The 21520-nt window shown below is 73.4% G+C and carries 9 protein-coding genes; 5 read left to right on the forward strand and 4 right to left on the reverse strand.

Features of this window, described 5'->3' with window-relative positions; genetic code table 11:
• Positions 1-6 precede the first annotated feature (6 nt).
• Positions 7-909: an alpha/beta fold hydrolase gene (locus ACZ4FV_RS28490; protein ID WP_465323588.1), complete on the forward strand. Its 903-nt coding sequence runs from the start codon at positions 7-9 to the stop codon at positions 907-909.
• Positions 910-984: 75 nt separating this feature from the next.
• Positions 985-3291 carry an alpha-L-rhamnosidase-related protein gene (locus ACZ4FV_RS28495; RefSeq protein ID WP_465323589.1) on the forward strand — a complete coding sequence of 769 codons (2307 nt, stop codon included), beginning with the start codon at positions 985-987 and terminating at the stop codon, positions 3289-3291.
• 91 nt (positions 3292-3382) lie between these two features.
• Here ACZ4FV_RS28495 and ACZ4FV_RS28500 read toward each other — a convergent pair whose 3' ends face one another.
• On the reverse strand, positions 3383-4024 hold the full coding sequence (locus tag ACZ4FV_RS28500) for a helix-turn-helix domain-containing protein (protein ID WP_331770830.1): 642 nt from the start codon (positions 4022-4024) through the stop codon (positions 3383-3385).
• 61 nt (positions 4025-4085) lie between these two features.
• On the opposite strand from ACZ4FV_RS28500, the gene ACZ4FV_RS28505 reads away from it, so the two are divergent.
• Entirely contained in the window at positions 4086-6650 is a 2565-nt protein-coding gene (locus ACZ4FV_RS28505) for a beta-glucosidase family protein (protein WP_395858751.1), read from the forward strand.
• 348 nt (positions 6651-6998) lie between these two features.
• Here ACZ4FV_RS28505 and ACZ4FV_RS28510 read toward each other — a convergent pair whose 3' ends face one another.
• Together ACZ4FV_RS28510 and ACZ4FV_RS28515 are read right to left on the reverse strand one after the other, a co-directional pair.
• A complete protein-coding gene (locus ACZ4FV_RS28510) occupies positions 6999-12443 on the reverse strand; it encodes a non-ribosomal peptide synthetase/MFS transporter (protein WP_465323590.1) in 5445 nt (1814 codons plus the stop codon).
• Positions 12440-17419, reverse strand: a complete 4980-nt coding sequence (locus tag ACZ4FV_RS28515; protein WP_465323591.1) for an amino acid adenylation domain-containing protein — start codon at positions 17417-17419, stop codon at positions 12440-12442. The genes ACZ4FV_RS28510 and ACZ4FV_RS28515 overlap by 4 nt, the downstream gene beginning before the upstream one ends.
• Positions 17420-18123: 704 nt before the next feature.
• On the opposite strand from ACZ4FV_RS28515, the gene ACZ4FV_RS28520 reads away from it, so the two are divergent.
• Positions 18124-20055 carry a glycerophosphodiester phosphodiesterase gene (locus ACZ4FV_RS28520; protein ID WP_465323592.1) on the forward strand — a complete coding sequence of 644 codons (1932 nt, stop codon included), beginning with the start codon at positions 18124-18126 and terminating at the stop codon, positions 20053-20055.
• Positions 20056-20202: 147 nt separating this feature from the next.
• Here the strand turns inward: ACZ4FV_RS28520 and ACZ4FV_RS28525 are convergent, their stop codons facing one another.
• On the reverse strand, positions 20203-20739 hold the full coding sequence (locus ACZ4FV_RS28525) for a DoxX family protein (RefSeq protein WP_395858756.1): 537 nt from the start codon (positions 20737-20739) through the stop codon (positions 20203-20205).
• A 133-nt stretch (positions 20740-20872) separates the two neighbouring features.
• Between ACZ4FV_RS28525 and ACZ4FV_RS28530 the strand changes: the two genes are divergently transcribed.
• Complete coding sequence (locus ACZ4FV_RS28530; RefSeq protein ID WP_395858757.1) at positions 20873-21454, forward strand: 2'-5' RNA ligase family protein; 582 nt, start codon at positions 20873-20875, stop codon at positions 21452-21454.
• Positions 21455-21520 lie beyond the last annotated feature (66 nt).

Here is a 21520-nt window from a genome sequence, read left to right on the forward strand (position 1 = left end):
GAATACATGCCAGATGGAAGGCTTTCGTGGACGGCATCATCCCGACTCCTCGCCGGCGGTACGCTCGGCGAGGCCGAATCGCACACCTTCGACCCCTCTCGTCCCCCCTTTTCCCGGGCGGATCTGCGCTACTGCGACCTGCCCCCGGCCGACCCCCGACCGGGTACGGCACCCCTGCTCCTGCTGCACGGATTCGCGGGCAGCCTGGCCGACTGGGACGGCGTCGCGCCGCTCCTGGCCCGGGATCGGCGGGTGCTGGCGTACGACCACCGCGGGCACGGCGGCAGCACCAAGTTCGCCGACCGATCCGCGTACACCTTCGACCTGCTCTCCGCCGACCTGGCGGGTTTCGTCGAGCGCCTGCTGCCCGAGCCGATCGATCTGCTCGGCCACTCGATGGGCGGCGTCCTGGCGCTGCGCTACACGCTGGCCCACCCGGACCGGGTGCGGTCGCTGGTCCTGATGGACACCGCCGCCGAACCCACCGGCACGCCGCTGTCGCGGGCGCTCGGCAAGGGCATGAACGCGGTGGTCGGCCGGTTCGGCCTGACCCCGCTGCTGACCGTCCTGAAGCCGTTCACCCGCACCCCGGCGGACGCCGACCCCGACGTCCTGGCCCGCCGCGAGCGACAGACCCGCGCGCTCACCGGGATGGACCGCGCCGCCTTCGTCGGCTGCGCCGAGGCGCTCGGCGCGTATCCGTCCCTGGTCGGCCGGTTGGCCGAGCTGTCCTGCCCGGTCACCGTCGTCGTCGGCGAACACGACCGGCGGTTGCGGGGCGCGGCCGACCGGTTCGCCGCCGACATCCCGGGAGCGGAGCTCCGGGTGATCCCGGGAGCCAAACACAGTCCGCAGACGGAGCGACCCCAGGCGTGGCTGCACGCGATTCGCGAGCACCTGACCCGGTAGCGCCTCGAACACCGGCCGGGCGAAGTCGCGCCCGGCCGCGAGTCGCCCGCTTCCCCGATACGAAGGAACGATCGCGTGATCGCCAAGACCGACTTTCCGCCCGGACGGTGGCGGGCCCGATGGATCTGGGCCGAGCCGCGGGACGACCGCCCGCCCGGCCGGCACGCCGTCGCGTTGCGGGCCGAGCTCCACCTCGACGCCGTCCCCGAGCGGGTGCCCACCCGAGTGGTCGCGCTCTCCGGATACGCGCTGTCCGTGAACGGCGTCGAGGTGGCCCGCGGGCCGGTGCGCGCGAATCCGCGCGTGCGGCCGTACGACGACCTCGATCTGGCCGGCCGGCTGCGGCCCGGGGCCAACGTGGTGACCGCGCTCGCCTGGGTCTACGACGGGCCGAACCCGTGGTGGTTGCCGCCGTCGCCGTTCGCCAACGACCTGGTGCACGGCGCGTTCGTGCTGGAGGCCCGGCTGGGGCCGGACACCTGGTTCGTCACCGACGAGCGGTGGCAGGCCCACCTGCTGGACGGCTGGACCGCAACCGCCGGAGGCGGCACCGTCTCCGGGCGTGGCCGCGAACTGCTGGACGCCCGGGCGCTGCCCGCCGACTGGCAGCTACCGGACCACGATCCGGGCTGGCCGGCGGCCGTGCTGCGACGCGCGATGACCACCGGCGAACCGGGCCGGCCCGAACCGCCCAGCTACCCGGGCGGCCCGTTCGGCGGCCGGCCGATCACCTGGCCGCAACCGCGCGAGACGATCCTGACCCCGGGCCCCGGCGGCGGGTACACCGCGGCGCAGGTGCTCTCGGGCACCCTGGTCGTCGACGCCCACGGCCCGACCGGCGCCGAAGTCGTGCTGCACACCGCCGAGTTCCTCGACCCGAGCGGACGACCCGCGCCCGGCGAGCACGACGCGAGCCTGGCGGTGACCGCCGACGGCGGCCGGCGCGTGCTCGAATCGCTCGACTCCTACGGCCTGCGCGGCGTCCTTGTCGAGGCCCCGGACGACGTCACCGTGCACCGCGTGGCCGTCCGCGAACGCACCTACCCGGTCACCGGCGGCGCGTGGTTCACCTGCTCGGATCCTCGCCTGGAACAAATCTGGCGGGTCGGCCGACGCACGGTGACGCTGTGCTCGGCGGACGCCTACGTCGACTGCCCCACCCGCGAGCAGCGGGCCTGGACCGGCGACGCGGTGGTGCACCAGTTGGTCGACCTGACCACCAACGCCGACTGGCGGTTGGCCCGTTGGCACCCGAGGTTGGCCGCCTCCCCACGCTCGGACGGCATGTTGCCGATGGCGGTGGCCGGGGACGCCGAGTGGGCCGACTTCACGGTGATCCCGGATTGGGCGCTGCACTGGGTGCACTCGGTGTGGAACCTGTACCGCTACGTGGGCGATCGGGAGGAGATCGCCGAACTGCTGCCGGTGGCCGAGCGCGTGCTGCGCTGGTTCGTCCCGTTCCTGGACGACACCGGCCTGCCCACCGACGTGTTCGGCTGGGTGATCATCGACTGGTCCGCGGTGCACACCGAGGGCGTCTCGGCGGCGCTGTGCGGTCTGTGGGGCCGGGGCCTGCTGGAGTTCGCCGAACTGGCCGACTGGCTCGGCGATCGGGGCCGGGCGGACTGGGCACGCGCCGCGCACGCCCGGCTCGTGGCGGGCTTCGAGCGGCTGTGGGACCCGGAGCGGGAGCGCTACGCGGACTCGATCGCGGACGGCGAACGCCGTCCGATGGCGTCCCAGCACGGCCAGGCGGCGGCGATCGTGGGCGGCCTGGTGCCGGCCGAGCGGATCGAGCGGCTGGTGCGGGTGCTCACCGCCGAGGACGACCTGGTCCACGCCGCCTTCAGCGCCCCGGACGGCCCCGCCGACCCCGGCTCGGACACCGAGGTCGGCGGCGCGCACCTGCGCGCCGGGCCGCCGAAGCCGTGGTGGGACACCGGACGTCAAGTGGTGCGCGCCCAGCCGTTCTTCCGCTACGTGGTGCACGACGCGCTGGCCCGGGCCGGCCGCGCCGACCTGATCGCCGGCCTGTGCCTGGACTGGGTCGCGCTGCTCGCGCGCAGCGACACCTCGTGGAGCGAGACCTGGTACGGCGGCACGGTCAGCCACGGCTGGTCCTCGACGCCCACGCGCGATCTGATGACGCGCGTCCTGGGCGTGGAACCGGCCGAACCGGGGTTCGCGGTGGCCCGGATCGATCCCGAACTCGGCTACCTGACCCGGGCCGCGGGCGCGGTGCCGTGCCCGGCGGGCCGGATCGAGGTCGTGGTGACGCCGAGCCTGTTGACGGTGGACAGCCCAGTGCCGTTCGTGCACGCCGGTCGGCGCCGACCCGCCGGACGGCACACCATCCACCGGGCGGACCCACCGGCCCCGTAGCCGCGAACGCGCACCGGATCCCGGGGCCGGCGCGGGGCCGCCGGCCACCGAGGCACCGGATCCCGGCGCCCGGCACGAGGTCACCGCCCGGTCATTGCCTCGCCGTCCCGCCCGCCTCCGGCAGCGGGACGGCGAGCACCGCCAGAAAGCGGTCCAGGAACTGGCCGTAGGCGGCCACCATGTCCACCCGGTCCGGCTCCAGCAGCCACTGCACCTGGAGGCCGTCCATCGCGGCCAGCATCAACTCGGCGCAGTGCTCGGCGTCCACGTCGGCGGCGATGTCACCGTCGTCCCGCGCCCGGGCCAGGTGCCCGGCGGCGATCTCGCGCGCGATCCGGTAGCGCTCGACGAAGTACGCGTGCGCCGGATGCGCGGGATCGGTGGCCTGCACGGACAGCGTCGCGAACAGCCGGATCAGCAACGGCTGTCGGGCGTTGAGCGCGACCACGTCCCGGCTGGCCCGCACCCACGCGATGCCGGACACGTCCACCGGCTCGTCGGGGGTCAGCGTCAGTTCGTCCTTGTACCGCAGCACGGCGGTGAGCAACTCCTCCTTCGACGCGAAGTGGTGCCGCAGGCCGGTGTGCGACAGGCCTACCTGAGCGGCGATCTCGCGCAACGAGACCGCGTCGTAGCCGCGCGTGGCGAACACCTCGAGCGCCGCGTGCACGATCTCCTGCCGCCGCGCGACACCGCGCGCGTACGGGCCCCGTGCCCCCGTGCGATCCGACATCCGTCCGGCTCCCCTCGTGAAAGCATTCCACCTGGAATATATTGAATGTAGTGTGCCCCGCGTGTCGCAGGCCAACGGTCATGATGACCGCACCCTTCCCCTGTCCTCGGTCGAAGAGGCGTCCGGCGCCTTCGAGCCGCTCGAAACCACCCCCATGCACAGTCCCAGGGCGCCGGACGCCCACATCCTCGAGCACATCGAGGCGGCCCTGGCCGGACTCGACCTCGAACGCAAGGTCCGGCTGCTCACCGGTTCGGGATTCTGGCGAACCGCCGCGGAACCCGCGATCGGACTGCGCGAGATGGTGTTGTGCGACGGCCCGGCGGGCGTGCGCGGCGAGCGCTTCGACGAACGCGAGCCGTCCGCGTCCCTGCCCTGTCCGACCGCGCTCGCCGCGTCCTGGGACGAGGACCTGGTCGAGCGGCTCGGCGGCCTGCTCGCCGTCGAGGCACGCCGCAAGCAGGTGGACGTCGTGCTGGGCCCGACCGTCAACCTCCAGCGCAGCCCGTACGCCGGCCGGCACTTCGAGTGCTACTCGGAGGATCCGCTGCTGTCCGGTCGGATCGGCGCGGCGCTGGTGCGCGGGGTCCAGGCGGGCGGCGTGGCCGCCTGCGTCAAGCACTTCACCGCCAACGACTCGGAGACCGAGCGGTACTCCGTCGATGTGCGGATGTCGCGGCGGGCGCTGCACGAGGTCCATCTCGCGCCGTTCGAGGAGATCGTGCGCGCGGGCGGCGTATGGGCGCTGATGGCCGCCTACAACAGCGTGGACGGCGTCACCATGACCGAAAGCCCGCTGCTGGAGACGCCGTTGCGGACCGAGTGGGGCTTCGACGGGCCGGCCGTCTCGGACTGGTTCGCGACCCGCTCGACCGAGGGCGCCGCGAGCGCCGAGCTGGACCTGGCGATGCCGGGCCCGGGTCCGGACCGGCCGTGGGGCGCGGCACTGGTGGCCGCCGTACGCGCGGGTCTGGTCCCGCGGGAGGCGGTCGACCGCAAGGTGCGCCGGCTGTTGTTGCTCGCCGCCCGGGTCGGCGCGCTCGCCGACATCGCACCGCCCGCGCCGGCGCCCCTGGCGTCCGAGCCCGCCGTACTGCTGCGCGAGGCCGCCGCGGCGGGCATGGTGCTGCTGCGCGACACCGGCGCGGCGCTGCCGCTGGATCCCGGCACCCTGCGCCGGGTCGCGGTGCTGGGACCCAACGCCGACACGGCGCGGATCCAGGGCGGCGGCAGCGCGACGGTCGTACCGCCGTACACGATCGGCCCGCTGGCCGGTCTGCGCGCCGCGCTGGGACCCGACATCGAGGTCACCCATGGCGTCGGCGCCCGGATCCGTCATCGGCTGCCCGCGGTCACCGGCGCGGACGTGCACGATCCCAAGACCGGCGAGCGCGGTCTGTGGGTGCGCTTCATCGGTCCCGGCGGCGAGGTGCTGCACGAGGAGGCACGCGGCGGTGGGCGGCTGTTGTGGCTCGACGATCCGATCGTCGCGCGGGCCGTGGCGATCGAGGCGATCGGCGTGTTGGAGGTCCGCGAGGACGGGCCGCACCGGATCGGCGTGGCCGGCGTGGGCCGCTTCCGACTGCTGGCCGACGGCGTCCCGCTCGTGGACGACGACCTGGTCACCGACGACCCGCTCGGCGGCATCCTCACCCCACCCGAGCGGTGGGCCGTCGTGGACCTGAAGGCCGGTGGGGAGGTCGAGTTGCACCTGCGCCACGACTTCGAGGCGGAGCGCCCGGGCACCGGGTTCGTGCTCGGCGTCGATCGGCCGGCGGCGCACGAGGACGCGGACCTGGAGCACGCCGTCGCGCTCGCGGCGGACGCCGAGGTGGCGATCGTCGTGGTGGGCAGCACCGAGGAGAGCGACAGCGAGGGCCGCGACCGGGCGCACCTGTCCCTGCCGGGCCGGCAGGACGAGTTGATCCGCCGGGTCGCCGCAGTCAACCCGAACACGGTGGTGGTGGTCAACGCCGGCTCACCCGTGCTGCTGCCCTGGCGCGAGGACGTCGCGGCGATCCTGGTCTCGTGGTTCCCGGGACAGGAGTTCGGCGCGGCGCTGGCCGACGTGCTGCTCGGGCGCGCCGAGCCGGGCGGCCGACTGCCGATGACCTGGCCCGGGCACGAGGACGACCCGGCGGTGTTGTCCACGATCCCGACCGAGGGGCGTCTGGAGTACGCCGAGGGCATCCACCTCGGCTACCGCGGCTGGGCGCGGGCGGGCGCCACGCCGGCCTACCCGTTCGGGCACGGCCTGGGTTGGACCACGTGGGAGCACGTCGGGATGGAAACGCTCGCGTCCGACGCCGGTTTCGTGGCCCGGGTGACGGTGCGCAACACCGGCGCACGCGCGGGCCGGCACGTACTCCAGGCCTATCTCGGTCGCGCCGACGGCGGTGTCGAGCGCCCCGTCCTGTGGCTGGCCGGCCACGCGTCGGCGACCGCCGCGGCCGGCGCCGAGGTCACCGTCGACCTGCGGGTGCCGGCCCGCGCCTTCGAGTACTGGTCCGAGGAGACGGGCCGCCGCGAGAGCGAGCCCGGCACCTACACCCTGCGCGTGGGCGGATCCAGCGCCGACCTGCCGCTGCGCACCACCGTGGAGGTGCACCCGACAGGTCGGTCCTGACCGGGTGTGGGACGGTCCGCGCCCCCGCGCGACCGTCCCACACCCGGCCCGCGAAGGCGGTACACCCGCCACTCCGGTGACCGCCTCCGGCGGTAGCACGCGGGCGACGAGCACGAGGCCGACGGTCTTCGCCGAACACCCGGTGGAGGCCGCCGTGTCGACCCGCCACATCGACGAGTTCCTGCTGCCGCCGGCGGCCTCGGCGCCGCAGCCCTGGGCCGCCGGCGGGGCCTCGGCCGCCGGCATCTCGGCCTCCCCGCCACGCGAGGTGGGGCCGATCGTTCGCGAGCCCGGCGGCGCGCGGTGTGGGGACTCCGTGCCCCGCCCCCACACCGCGCACGCGTGCCGTCAGGCCACCGGCACCCCCGCCTCGCCCGCGCGGGCCAGCCGCCGGTCCGCCTCGGCCTGGATGGTGTCCTTGTCGCCGATCTCCACATCCGGGATCGCGTCCGGCAGCACGTCCTCCATCCGACTCAGCGGCCGGTACAACAACCCCACCAGGCCCCAGACACCCAGTGCGAGGCCGACCAGGACCAGCAACAGGCCGGTTCCGCGCCCGGGCCCGGTGCCCAGCACCACGCCCACCGAGTCGGCGAGCGCGCCGTCCGGGCGCAGCAGCGGCTCGAACACCCGGTCCGCCAGCGGTCCCGCGGTCAGGAAGCCGAGCGGCATCATCGACATCGCCAGCATCTGATTGGTGGCCAGCACCCGCCCCTGCAACTCCATCCCGACCTTGGTCTGGATCAGAGCCATCCAGTGCGAGTTCAGGATCATCAGCGCCGCCCACAACACGAACAGCCCGATCGCCACGAACACCGGCTCGGGCCGGCTGCCCGCGAACACCGCGGCCACCCCCACCACCGAGGTGAAGCCGATCATGCCGGTCGCCCGCCGGGCGGTCCCGCCCCACAGCGCCATCACCAGCGCGCCCAGCACCGCGCCGACCCCGCCGACCGCGGTGACCACGCCCAGTGTCACCGCGGAGCCGTCGGCCAACACCATCGGGGTGACCAGCACGGTGGCCACCGCGAAGAGGTAGTTGAACACCACGAAGAAGACCACCATCGCCACCAGACCGCGCCGGCGCACGATGTAGCGCCACCCGGTGACCACTTCGCGCAGCAGCGGCTCCTCGCGCTTCTCGAACAGCGTGTCCGGGAAGCGCACCCGCAGCAGTACGCTCACCCCGATCAGGAACGTGGCCATGTCGAACAGCACCACGCCGTGCAGGCCGACCGCCGCGACCAGTACGCCGCCGGCCAGCGCGGCCAGCATGTCCCCGGAACCGGTGCCCAGTTGGGCCAGGCCGTTGGCCTGACCCAGGTAACGCTTGGGCACCAGCTGGGCGATCGCCGCGATGTAGGCGGGCCGTTGGAAGGCGTTGCACACCGAGCCGACGCAGGCGACCACGTACACGTGCCAGAGCTGTAGATGGTCGGTCCACAACAGCACGCCCAGCGACAACATCGCGGCGGCGGCCACCGTGTCGGTGACGATCATGATCCGCCGCCGGTCCACCCGGTCCGCGACCGCGCCCGCGATCGGCAACAACAACACCGCGGGCAGCACCGCGGCGACCGAGATCATCGCGAAGTCGAAGGCCGAACCGGTCCGCAGATAGACCCACACCCCCAGCGCGAAGGTGGACAGCGCGGTGCCGATCATCGACACGAACTGGCCGCCCGCCACCTTGGCGAAGGTGGCCAGATTCGGCCGGGCCGAGGCGGCCCGCGGGTCGGGAGGCGGGTCGGCGGCCCCGGGGCCGGGACCGGCCGACCAGCGGCTCAGCACCTCGGCCAGCTCGACGGCCTGGTGTTTGAGGAAGTAGTGCCCCGCGCGCGGGATCACCGCCAGTTCGACCCTGGGGCCGAAGTGCTCCCACTCCGCGTAGCGTTCCTCGTACAACAACGTCGCGCGGTCCTTGTCGCCCACCACACACAGGATCGGCGCGGCCACCGGCATCGGGCGCGCGTCGCCGTAGGCACGCGTGTAGAAGTCCTCCGCCTGGCGCACGTCGTGCCGCAACGCCCGGATCAGGAAACGCTGTTCGGCCTCGTCGTAGACATCGGTGAAACCACCCATCGCGCGCAGGTAGTCGAGGTAGGCCCGGTCCGAGAGCAACCGGTCGCCGGGCAGCCGCCTGGCCACCCACTCGGCGAACCGCCCCGGAAGCCGAGCCGCCGGGAAGGTCCCGCCCAGTGCGACACCGCGCAGTTCGGCGCCCGCCGCCTCCAGGCGCCCGGCCAGCGCGGTGGCCAGCGCGCCGCCCAGACAGTGTCCGTAGAGCAGGATCGGCCCGCTGATCCGCTCGGTGATCCGTACCGCGAGCCGGTCGGCGAGTTGCTCCAGATCCTCGGGTTCCTCGTCCGGCCGACTGGGGTCGTGACCGGGCAACTCCACCGCGTACAGCCGATGTCCCGGGGGTAGCGCGTCCGCGAGTGGTTGGAAGGTGATCGGGCTGCCGCCGCCGTACGGCACACAGACCAGGGTCAGCGTGGTCGGTCCGGCGTCCTTGGTGAGCCGGTGCAGCAGCGGGCGCGGTCGCTCGGCCGGGCCGCCCGCACCGGCGCGCTCGTCGAGCAGGGCGGCGAGTTCACGTACGGTGGGGTGTTGGAACAGGTCGATGATGGACAGGCTCCGGCCGATCGTGCGGACCGCGCGCACGGCGGAGAAGCTGTCTCCGCCGAGCGCGAAGAAGTCGTCCGCCGCGCCGACCCCGGTCGTGGCCAGGACGTCGGCGAAGGTCGCGGCCACCGCCACCTCGGTGGGCGTGGACGGCTCGACGCGGCCCTCCTCCGCCGGCGCGAGTGCGGGCGCGGGCAGTGCCGCCCGGTCCACCTTGCCGGCGCCGGTCAACGGCAGCGCGGCCAGGACGAGCACCGCCGAGGGCACCATGTAGTCCGGCAACCGGGTTCGCAGGGCCGCCCGGATCGTGCCCCCGTCCACCGCCGCCGTGGCGTCCGCGACCACGTACCCCACCAGCTTGCGTGCGGCGCCCTCGCCCCGGGCCACCACGATCGCCTCGCGCACCCCCGGCTGCGCGCCGAGTTCCACCTCGACCTCGCCGATCTCGACCCGGAAACCGCGGATCTTGACCTGCTGATCGGCCCGGCCCAGGAACTCGATCGCTCCGTCCGCACGACGCCGGACCAGGTCCCCGGTGCGATACGCGCGCCGCCCGGCCCACTCGACGAAGCGCTCGGCGGTCAGGTCCGCGCGCGCGAGATAGCCGCGCGCCAACCCCGCTCCCGTCACGTACAGTTCCCCCGGCACGCCGATCGGCAGCTCGCGCCCGTGCGGGTCCAGCACGTACGCGCCGACGTTGCCGAACGGCAGCCCCAGCGGCGCGCTCGCCGCACCGGCCGGCACCGCGGTCACCGGCGTGCCGAGCATTGACACGGTGGTCTCGGTCGGCCCGTAGTGGTTGTGCAGCGCCAACTCCGGCCGGGCCGCCCGCAGGCGGTCCACCGCGTCCGCGCGCAACGGCTCGCCCGCGCAGATCAGCAACGCGCGCGGAAGCACGTCGGCGAGCCGATCGCCGAGCGCGGCCAGGCCCTCCAGGTGGCTGGGCACCAGTTTCATCGCGTCGACGCGATGCGTGCCCAGGTACCGGGCGAACGCGTCCGGATCGGTGGCCTGATCCCGGGTGAGCAGGTGCAGGCAGCCACCGCCGGTGAGCGCGCCGAACACATTGGTGGTGCCCAGGTCGGCGGCGAACGTGGAGACCAGCGCCCAGTTCCACGGCCGCCCGTCGGCCGTCCGTCCGGGGCCCACCCGTTCCCGCAGGCCGTGCAGGTAGTTGCGGTAGTTGCGGTGCTCGACGGCGACCGCCTTGGGCGCGCCGGTGGATCCGGACGTGAACAACACGTAGCACAGGTGGTCCGGCCGCACGTCCACGACCGGAGGTCCCGGATCCGCGTCCGCGGGCGCCTCCTCGGGCACCACCACGGGCAGCACCCCGGCCACCCGGGACCGCAGTTCCTCCGTCGTGACCACCGCGACCGCGTCGGCGGCCGTGAGCAGCGCGCGAACCCGCTCGTCGGGATACAGCGGGTCCAGCGGCAGATACGCGCCACCGGCCTTGAGGATGCCGAGCATGCCGACGATCAGCGCGGTCGAGCGCTCCGCGAACAGCCCGACGATGCGATCCGGCCCCACCCCGAGGTCGCGCAGCCGATGCGCCAACACGTCGGCACGGCTGTCGAGTTCGGCATAGCTCAGCTCGCCGTCCACGCCGCGCACGGCGGGTGCGTGCGGCGTGCGGCGGGCCTGCTCCTCGATCAGGCCGTGCAGGGTGCCGTCGGTGTCCCAGTCCCGGGCGGTGTCGTTCCAGCTCGCGAGCTGCCGCCTTTCGCCGGCGGTGAGCAGCGGCAGTTCGGTCACCGGGCGGTCCGGGTCGGCGATCATCGCGTCCAGCACGGTGATCAGGTGCCCGAACACCCGCCGGATGCTCGCCTCGTCGTAGAGCACGCTGCGCCACACCAGGTCGGCGACGAGTTCGTCGGCGGGCCCGGTGTCGAGCACGGCGAGCGACAGGTCGAACTTCGCCGCGCCGGTGTGCGTGTCGCACCACTCGACCTCGACGCCGGGCAGCGTGGGCCGGGCCGGCGCCTGGTTGTGCACGTTCAACAGGACTTGGAACAGCGGTGTGTAGGCGAGTTCACGATCCAGGTCGAGCGCGTCGATCAGCCGGTCGAACGGGAGTTCCTGGCGCGCGAAGGCGGCGAGGGTGTCCTCGCGGACCCGGCCGAGCAACTCGCGTACCGTCGGGTCGCCGGACAGGTCGGTACGCATCGCCAAAGTGTTCACGAAACAGCCTATTAGGGCATCCGTGCTGCGGTGCGTGCGCCCCGCGACCGGGCTGCCCACGGTGACGTCGGTGACGCCGTTGTACCGGGCCAGCACGACCTGCAGCGCGCTGAGCAGCACCATGTACGTGGTACCGCCGGTGCGTTCGGCCAGGGCCCGGATGCGGCGCGAGCGGTCCCTGCCGAAGCAGACCTCGATCCGCTCGCCCCGGGTGTCCGCGACGGCCGGACGTGGCCGGTCCACCGGCACGCTCACCGTGGCCGGCGCGCCCCGCAACCGGGCCCGCCACCAGGTCTGCTGGCGGTCGAGTTCGGCGGCCAGGGTGGTCTGCTGCCGGTACGCGACGTCCGCGTATTGGACCGGCAACGGCGCGAGTTCGGGTGGATGACCGGCACAACGCGCGGTGTACGCGGCGGCCAGGTCGTCGAACAGCACGCCCACCGACCAGGCGTCGGCGGCGATGTGGTGCAGCACCAGGCTCAGCACGTGCCTATCGCCCGTACGGAACAGAACTGCCCGGATCGGGAGTTCGTGGGACACGTCGAAGGGGCGGCGGGCCTCGACGGCGAGCCGGGCGGTCACCTCCGCCTCGGACACGTCGAGCACGGACACCCGGAACTGGTCGATGTCGTGCACGGTGGGCAGGACATGTCCGTCCACGCTGGGATACACCGTGCGCAGCACCTCGTGCCGGGCGACCACGTCGCTCAGCGCGGTCACCAGCGCGTTCCGGTCCGGTCGACCGGTCAGGCGCAGCACGAGCGGCATGTTGTAGGCGGCGCCGTCGGGTTCGTACTGGGCGAGGAACCACATCCGGCGTTGCGCGGCGGAGAGCGGCGCGGGCACGTCGGCGGGCCTGGGCACCAGGTCGGCACGGGGTGCGGCGACTCGGGCCCGGGCGAGCCGGCTGCGGAGCAGGTCACGGCGTGCGCGGTCGGGTTCGGGTTCGGGGCGCGTGGTCAGGATCTCCTCGGAGTCGGTCATCGCGCCTCCAGGTCGGTCGAGTCGATCGAGTCGGTGTGCCCGTTCGCGACGTTCGGGCCGCTGGGGTGGCCGAAGTCGGACTCGGGTTCGTCGAGTTCGCTCAGCAGGATGTCCTCGATGCGGCGGGCCATCGCGGCCAGTGTCGGCGCCTCGAAGACCACGCGCAGCGGGAAGTCGATCTCGAAGCGCTCGCTCACCAGGGCCATCAGGCGCAGCCCGAGCAGCGAGTTGCCGCCCAGCGCGAGGAAGGTGTCGTCGCGGCCGATCCGGTCCGGGCCGAGCAGTTCGTACCAGATCTCGGCCAGGATCTCCTCGCAATCGCCCTCGGGGGGCGCTCCGCTGCCGCCGGGCCGGGGTTCGGGCAGGGCGGCCCGGTCGACCTTGCCGGCGGGGGTCAGCGGCAGCGCGTCGAGCGGGACGAGCACACCGGGCACCATGTGTCGGGGCAACCGCTCGCCGAGCGCGGCGATCAGGTCCGTCGGGTCGAACGGGCCGTCCGGGACGACGTAGCCGACCAGGGTCGGTCCGGCCGGTCCGTCCCACAGGGTCGCGACCGCGGCCGTGACGCCCGCGAGCGCGGTCAGTTCCGCCTCGATCTCGCCCAACTCGATCCGGAATCCGCGCAGTTTGACCTGATGGTCGGCGCGCCCGTGGTACTCGAGGGTGCCGTCGCGTCGGCGGCGGGCGAGGTCGCCGGTGCGGTACATCAGTGCTCCGGGTGGGCCCATCGGGTCCTGGACGAAGCGTTCGGCGGTCTGTTCGGCCCGGCCGAGGTAGCCCAGCGCGACCCCGGCGCCCGCGATGCACAGTTCGCCGGGAGCGTTGACCGGCGCGGGACGCCCGGCCGGGTCCAGTACATAGACGCGGGTGTTGGCGATAGGTGCGCCGAGCGGGACCACGGGCAGCGCGGCGTGCGAGCGGTCGACGCGCAGGACGGTGGACCACACGGTGGTCTCGGTGGGGCCGTACATGTTCCACACCCGCGCGCAGCGATCCAGCAGCGCGCCGGCCAGGTCCCCGGTGAGCGCCTCGCCGCCGCAGAGCGCGACCAGCGCGGCCGGCCAGGTCCCGTTCGCGTCCAGCAACATCCGCCACGTGGCCGGCGTCGCCTGACAGACCGTCACCCGGTGCTGCGCGAGCCAGTCGGCGAGCCGTCGGCCGTCGGCGGCGGTGGCCCGGTCGGCGATCACCACCCGGGCGCCGACCACCAGCGGCAGCCACAACTCCAGCGCGGCGATGTCGAAGGTGAGCGTGGTGACCGCGGCCATCGTGTCGGCGGCGGTCAGTCCGGGTTCCTCGGCCATCGAGAGCAGGAAGTTGACGATCGCCCGGTGCGGTACGGCGACCGCCTTGGGACGGCCGGTGGAGCCGGAGGTGTGGATCAGGTACGCCGGGTCCTCCGCCTCGGCCCGCCCGTCGAGCGGGCTCTCGTCGGCCGCGCCGACCTCGGTGCCGTCCACCGCGATCACGTCGTAGCCGGGGTCGGCCAACAGCGGGATGTCGGCGGCGGGCGCGCTCGGGCCGACGATCAGGGTGACCTTGGCGTCGTCGAGCAGGGCCCGGTTGCGGGCGATCGGCTGGTCGGTGTCGATCGGCAGGTAGGCCGCGCCGGTGCGGAGCACGCCCAGCAGGGCGGCGGGCAACAGGTGGGTGCGTGGCATGGCGATCGCGACCAGGGTGCCGCGATCGGCGCCGCGCCGGCGCAGGACGTGTGCCAACCGGTTCGCGGTGGCGTCCAGTTCGGCGTAGGTGAGGCTGCCGGTGTCCGCCACGACGGCGATCTCGTTCGGGGTGCGGGCGATCCGCGCCGCGACCAGGTCGGGCAGCCGCAGGTCGGGCCGGGCGATCGGGGCCGGGTTGACGGCCTCGATCAGCCGGTGTCGTTCGGCCGGGTCGAGCATGATCGTTTCGCCGATCGGCCGGTCCGGCGCGGTCAGGACCTCGGCCAGCACCGCCAGCAGGTGGTCCACGATGGTCTCGATCGACGCGGCGTCGTAGCGTCCGGTGCGGTACTCCACGGACAACAGCGGTCCGGCCGCCGGGAACTCGACGAACATCGACACATCGGTCTTGGCCCCGCCGTTGCACACCTCGTTCACGAACTCCAGGGTCAGGCCCGGCAGTTCCACCGAAGCGCCCGGGTGGTTCTGGACCGCGAGCAGGATCTGCGAGACGGGGGTCGAGGTCTCCGCACCCGAGACGCCGGCGAAGCGGAGCTGCTCCAGGTACGGCAGCGCGCTGTGGTCGAGCGCGTCGAGCACCACCGGGCGCAGTCGGCGCACCAGTTCCCGGAACGTGTCGGTGCCCTCGACCCGGAAGCGCAGCGGAACCGTGTTCAGCAACGGACCGATGACGTTTTCGAGTTCGGGCAGCGGGCGGACCGCGAACGGACTGAGCACCGCCTGATCGGTGCGGCCGGTGTAGCGGTGCACCAGCGTGCCGAGCGCGGCGAGCAGGGTCATGTACAGGCTGGCGCCCTCACCCGCCGCCCATTCCTCGGCGGCGCGCAGGAGGTCGGGATCCAGCCGGCGCGTCAACCGGGCTCCGCTCGGATCGAACGGGTCGGGCCGAGTGCGGTCGCCGGGCAGGTGCTGTTCGGTGGCCAGACCCCGGAGTCGGCCCGCCCAGCGCCGCGCCTCGTCGTGTTCGGCGTCCGCGTGCCGTCGTTCCCAGCGGGCCACGTCGGAGTACTGCAGGGCCGGTTCGGCGAGCGGCAACCCCTGGTAGGCGTGCGCCAGATCGCGCAGCAGCAGGCCGATCGACCAGCCGTCCATCGCGATGTGGTGCACGGTGAGCAGCAGTTCGTGCCGGTCCGGGGCGACCCGCACGGCCAGCGCGCGCAACAGCCGGCCCTCCGCCCGGTCCAGCGGCCGCAGCGCCTCGGCCCGCAGGACCGCGTCCAGGCGCTCCTCGTCCGCGCCCGGCAGATCCAGCAGGGTCGGCTCGACCGGGTAGGGCGGCCGGATCTCCACCACCGGTTGGCCGCCCCGGTGTACCAGCGCGGTGCGCAACACCTCGTGCCGGCGAACCACCTCGCCCAGTGCCCGGCCCAACGCGGCCACGTCCAGGTCGCCGCAGGCCCGGATCCGCAGCGGCACGTGGTACAGCGCGCTGCCCGGCCGGACCATCTCGTGCATTGTGAACTCGCCCTGCACGGTGCCGACCGTTGCCGGCGCGTGCGGTTCGCGGCACGGTGGCGACACCGTGGGCCGGGCCGACCCGGGGGACGCGTCGGCCTGCCGCACATGCTCGGCGAGGGCGGCCGGTGTGGGGTCGGCGAAGAACACGTCGAGCGGGATCCGCACTCCGCAGGCCCGCTGCACCCGAGCCAACAGCCCCACGGCGAGCAGGGAGTTGCCGCCGGACTCCAGAAACGGGTCGTGCACGCCGATGCGATCGGCGCCGAGGACCTCACGGAACAGGTCGGTGATGGTGGTCTCGGTCGGCGTCCCGGGCGCGACGAAATCGACGTCCCGGAAACGGGTCCGGGTCGCGACGGGCAGCGCGTTGCGGTCGATCTTGCCGTTGAGGGTGAGCGGCAGTGGGCTCAGCAGCGCCACCGCGTCCGGCAGCATGTAGGCCGGGAGTCGGGTCAGACAGTGCGCGCGCAACTCGGCCGGGGTGGGTTCGGGACCGCGTGCGGCGCCCTGCACGAACGCCGCCAGATACGGCCCCAGCGCGTCCTCGCGCAACACCACGGCGGCCGCCTGGACGCCGGGGTGCCCGGTCAACACCGCCTCGATCTCCCCGAGTTCGATGCGGAAGCCGCGCAGTTTGACCTGCTGGTCGACCCGCCCGTGATACTCCAGCGCGCCGTCGGGTCGACGGCGGACCAGGTCGCCGGTGCGATACCGACGCTCCCCCGCCACGGTGACGAACCGCTCGGCGGTCAGGTCGGGGCGGCCGTGATATCCCTGCGCGAGACCATCGCCCGCCAGGTACAGCTCGCCGAGCTCGCCGGGGGCGATCGGTTCGCCGCTCTCGTCGTGCACGTGCGCGGTGGTGCCGGGCAGCGGTATGCCGATCAGCGGTTCGGCCCGGTCGGTGCGGTCGACCACGGCCCAGGTGGAGTACACGGTGTCCTCGGTCGGCCCGTACAGGTTGTAGAGCTGCTCGACCTGCGGACACGCGTATACCTGGTCCGCGACCCGACGCGAGAGCGCCTCGCCGACCAGGTTGATCGTGCGCGCCCCGGGCGGCAGTCCGGGCCCGCGTAAGAGCGCGGCCATCGCGCTGGGCACGGTGTTGATCAGGGTGACCTCGTCCCGCGCGGGCGCGTCCGCGAGCGCGAGCACGTTGTCCACCATAACGACGCCCGCACCCACCACGAGCGGGAGGAACAGCTCGTACACCGAGATGTCGAAGCACACCGAGGTGGAGAACAGCACCCTGTGGGTCTGGTCGGGCCGATAGGTGTCGGCCGCCCAGCGCAGCATCGCGGTGACCCCTCGGTGGGTCACCCGGACCCCCTTGGGGCGCCCGGTGGACCCGGACGTGTAGAGGACGTAGGCGAGTTCGTCCGGCCCGGTGTGCGCGCGGGCCGGACGTACCGAATCGGCCGGGGCATCGGCGTCGACATACACCAGGTCGGCCGACGCGTCGGCGAGCAGGTGTTCGTGCGCGCGGTCGGTGACCACGACGGGAGCCCGGGCGTCACCGATCACCCACTCCAGTCGCTCCCGCGGGTACTCGGGGTCCAACGGGACGTACGCGGCACCCGCGCGCAGGACCGCGACCAACGTCGCGACCAGGTACGGGGTGCGCGGCAGGCAGACACCGACCAGGTCGCCCGCGACCACCCCCGCCTCGGCCAGGCGCGCCCCGACCCGATCGGCCATGGCACCCAACTCGCGATAGGAGAGCCGATGTTCCCCGGCGATCAAGGCGATGAGCGTGGGCGAGTGCTCGATCCGGGCATCGACCAGAGCGGCCAGGGACGCGGTCGGATCCAGTACTGGGTGGGCGGTTGGACTCATCGACTCTCCTGAGGTGTCCTGATGCCGATTCGTGGTCGGCGGCGCAGACGATGTACTCCCGGGGAGATCGTGGAGGAAAGAGTTGACTGTGCCTAGCATCTGTCCCCCACTACTTCGGGTTGGCCGAAAGCCGCCGTCGCGGGCTGTGGGCACGGGGTTGAGCGGGATTGGAATCGCATTGCTTCGGTTGCTTCGGACTGCTTCGGATTGGATCCGACCGCATCGGATCGGGCCCGGTCGGGCCGCGTGCGGCCGGCCGGGTCGTGCCTGGGCTGGTCGCGTCCGGTCCGGTCGGGCCGGGGCCGGTCCGGACGCGCCCGGGTCGGGCGATCGGGAGCGCGGCCCGGCCGTCCCGGACGGTGGCTTCGGTACGGCGGGTGTGCCGCCCCTGACTCGGGCCGGTGGGTCGACGCCCCGAGGGGTGTCACGTGCCGGTCGATCTCGTGTGCGGTGGATCTCATGCGCCGGTGGATCTTGCGTGCCGGCGGGCCGCGTCGGCCCGTGCATCAAGAAGTACCGCCCCGGGCTTGCATCCCGCTTGGCTCGGGCCTGCTCCCGGGGCACGGACACCCCTCGTGGCGGCGGAGAGCCACCCGGGCGACCTACGCACAACCACCGGCCGACCACCGCGCGTACCCGACCGTTGGGCAGAGCTTCAGCGTCGCGTGATCGGGGGTTCGCCCACGCTCCCTAGCGTTTCGAACATGCCTTCGCAGACAACTTCGTCCCCGTTCCGGCTGCCTCGGCGGCATCGCTCCCGACTCCGCGTCGGCGCCGTGGTCGCCGCCCTCGGGATCGGCGCCACCGCCACCCTGACCGGCGTCTCGGTAGCCGCCCCGGACGCCCCCGCCGCGCCGCCCGCCGGCGACGTAGTCGTGTCCGAGGACTTCACCGGCTCCGCGCTACCCACCGGGTGGCGGGCGGTCGAGGGTGCTTGGAAGGTCGAGAACGGCCGCCTGGTCGGCACCTCGGCGAACTCCGGCCAACAGAGCCGGATCACCTTCGGCCGGCATCTGGACGACTTCCGCTTCGAGGCGGTCGTCCGCTTCGAGAGCGCCGTCGACGCCGCACGCTGGACCGCGTTCGGCCTGGACGTGCCCGCCGCCGGCACGACCCCGTGGTCCATCGCGACCATGCGCACCGGTACCACCGCCGCCAACGGCCTGGAGTTCGCCCAGCGCACCACCGGCGACGCGTGGAATGTGACCGACACCGGTTCGGCGCCGGCCGCCGCCGGGACCGGCCGGGACGTGCGAGTCGCGGTGGAGGTGCACGGCAGCCGGGCACGACTGGTCGTGGACGGCCGCGAGGCGTTGCGCAGCACCCGGGTCCAGCGCTCCGCCGACGGCGCACAGGCGCTGCTCGTCAACGGTTCGCGGGTCTCCTTCGACGACGTCAAGGTCACCCGACTGGCCCCGGAGGCGAACGCCTACCTGCGCGCGCCCGGCGCCCCGCTCACCGTGATCGCGCACCGCGGCGCGTCCTCCGCCGCGCCGGAGAACACGCTGATCTCCGACGAGACCGCCCGCCGGGCCGGTGCCGACTGGATCGAGAACGACGTCCAGCCCAGCAAGGACGGCATCCCGCACATCCTGCACGACGACACGGTCGACCGGACCACCGACGGCAAGGGCCGGATCCGCGACCTGACGGCCGCTCAACTCGCCGCCCTGGACGCCGGCTCGTGGTTCTCCCCGCTGCACACCGGGGCCCGAGTGCCGACCCTGCGCGCGCAACTGGAGGACCTGCGCACGCGCGGCGGCAACCTGCTCCTGGAGATCAAGGGCAAGCACAGCAAGGACGAGGTCTCCCGGATCGTCGAGGACATCCGCGACACCGGCATGAGCGGCCGGGTCTTCGTCCAGAGCTTCGAGGTCGACGCGCTCACCCTCACCCACGAACTGGCCCCCGATCTGCCGCTCGGTCTGCTGCGCGGCAACCTGGACGCGGATCCGGTCGCGCTCGCCAAACAGCTCGACCTCAAGGCCTACAACCCCTCGGCCGCCGGCCTGGCCAAGCGCCCCGGTGTGGTCGCCGACCTGCACCGCGCCGGCGTCGCGGTCATGGTCTGGACGGTCGACGACGCGACCGGGTGGAAGACCCTGGAGGCGGGCGGCGCGGACGCGATCATCACCAACCGTCCCGCCGAGCTGGCCGGCTGGAACGCCGCCTGGCGCCAGACCGGCACTCCCGAGCCGCCCGCCGCACCCACCGTCGAGGTGCTCGCACCGGCCGCCGGCGCCCAGGTCGAGCGCGCGAGCAACCCGGTCCCCTCGCTCCGCACCACAGGCGCCGAAACGGTCCGACTCACGCTGGACGGGCGGGAATTCGCCGCCGGTACGCCGATCGACTCGGGCACGCTGCCGCTCGGCGCGCACACGCTGCGGGCCGAGGCCAAGGGCCCGGGCGGCACCACGGTCGCGGAGTCGACCTTCACCGTCACCGCCTCGCGGACCGGCCTCGCCCACCTGATCCTGACCTCCGCCGCCGACCGCAACGCGATCGCGACCCTGACCACGATGCTCGCCCACGACCAGTACCAGGCACTCGCCCGCTGGGCCGACAACCAGGCCGGCCGCACCATCCCGGCCCCCCGGGCCGGGTTGATCGCCTCGGACGCTCGCGCACTGGGCTGATCGGGCCGGTTCGCCCGCGCTGCGCCGACCGGGGGGAAGCGCGGCGCGGGCGAGCCGCCCTCACGCCGAACACGGGCGAGGTGGACCAACGTGCCGAAGGGCACGCCACCTCGCCCATCGGCCCGCCCAGGGGGACGTGGGGGCTCCCTAGTGGCCGGGAACCAGATCACCCAGGCGATGAGCCACGCTCGTGGACGCCGCGCCGGCCTGGGCGGTTCGGCGGGCGAGGCCGACGTCGTGCCGGAGGGCGTGCGCCCGGTGCCGGCTGCGCCACGCGAGTGAGGGCTTGCCGCCGGTGTCGGCGGAGGCGATCAGCAGACCCCCGAGCATCGACACGTTCTTGAGGAAGTGGACGCGCTGACCCGCCCGTTCCTGCTTGTCCTCGGCATCCCAGAAGCGATGTCCGGCAAGAGTGGTGGGCACCAGGGTGGCGGCGAGCGCGAGCGCGGACAGGCGCGGCACCCGGCCGAGGGCGAGCAGCGTGCCGGCGACCAGTTGCACGCCGCCGTTCAGGCGTACCGCCGTACGGATGTCGGCCGGCACGATCGGCACCAGCCCGGCGATCCGCCGCACCACCGGTTCGGCGACCGGCACCACGCGGTCCGGACGCAGCACGGCGTCGTACCCCTGCAGCACGTAGATCGAGGCCAGCATGGGACGCGCGAAGGTTCTCAACACAGCCATGCCGGGACGAGTGCCCCCGGAACGCGCGCCTCGAACCCACCCCTGCCGGAGGCGACTCCCGGTCGGCGAAACACCTCGGCCGGTGATCCGACGATCCGCCGGTATGCCCGGACGCGGACCGTACACTGCGGGAATGGCCCAACGGAACGCGGCGAGTGCCCTGGTGTTGCTGGTCCCCGACGTCGAGCAGGTCGTCGAGCCCTGGCGCGAGCGCTACGACCCGCGCAGCGCCGAGGGCATCCCGGCGCATGTCACGGTGCTCTATCCCTGGCTACCGCCCTCCGACATCGGGCCCGCGGACCTGGCCGCGCTCGCCGACATCGCCGCCGGGTGCCCCGCGCTGGACCTGGTCTTCGCCCGGGTCGGCCAGTTCCACCGCGGGTTGTGGCTCGCGCCCGATCCGGCCGAGCCGGTGTCGCGCCTGATCGAGGCGGTATCCGACCGCTGGCCGGACCATCTCCCCTATGGCGGCGCGTACCTGGACGACCCCGACGACGTCGGTCCGCACCTGACCGTCGCCCTGGGGCAGGGCCCCGACGAACTGCGGGCGCTGGCGCAGGAGGTGAGCGGCCGACTGCCGTTGACCGCCCGGGTCGACCGGCTCGACCTGGTCGTCGGCGACGACGACGGCAACTGGGTCCTCCGCGAGGCGTTCCCGTTCGCGCCGCGCACCACCGAACCCGATACGAACACCGGTGTCGCCACCGCGTCCTAGCCGCGCGCGAACCGACCGATTGCCGGGACCGACCGGTTGCCGGACCGGTCGATCGCGGCCGATCGC

It is taken from the genome of Embleya sp. NPDC025285, from assembly GCF_055558835.1.

Bases quoted from the DNA above. Each gene is read 5' to 3' on its own strand.
- ACZ4FV_RS28530 (WP_395858757.1), top strand. From the start codon at position 20,873: ATGGCCCAACGGAACGCGGCGAGTGCCCTGGTGTTGCTGGTCCCCGAC.
- ACZ4FV_RS28520 (WP_465323592.1), top strand. From the start codon at position 18,124: ATGCCTTCGCAGACAACTTCGTCCCCGTTCCGGCTGCCTCGGCGGCAT.
- ACZ4FV_RS28510 (WP_465323590.1), bottom strand. From the start codon at position 12,443: ATGACCGACTCCGAGGAGATCCTGACCACGCGCCCCGAACCCGAACCC.
- ACZ4FV_RS28525 (WP_395858756.1), bottom strand. From the start codon at position 20,739: ATGGCTGTGTTGAGAACCTTCGCGCGTCCCATGCTGGCCTCGATCTAC.
- ACZ4FV_RS28515 (WP_465323591.1), bottom strand. From the start codon at position 17,419: ATGAGTCCAACCGCCCACCCAGTACTGGATCCGACCGCGTCCCTGGCC.
- ACZ4FV_RS28490 (WP_465323588.1), top strand. From the start codon at position 7: ATGCCAGATGGAAGGCTTTCGTGGACGGCATCATCCCGACTCCTCGCC.
- ACZ4FV_RS28500 (WP_331770830.1), bottom strand. From the start codon at position 4,024: ATGTCGGATCGCACGGGGGCACGGGGCCCGTACGCGCGCGGTGTCGCG.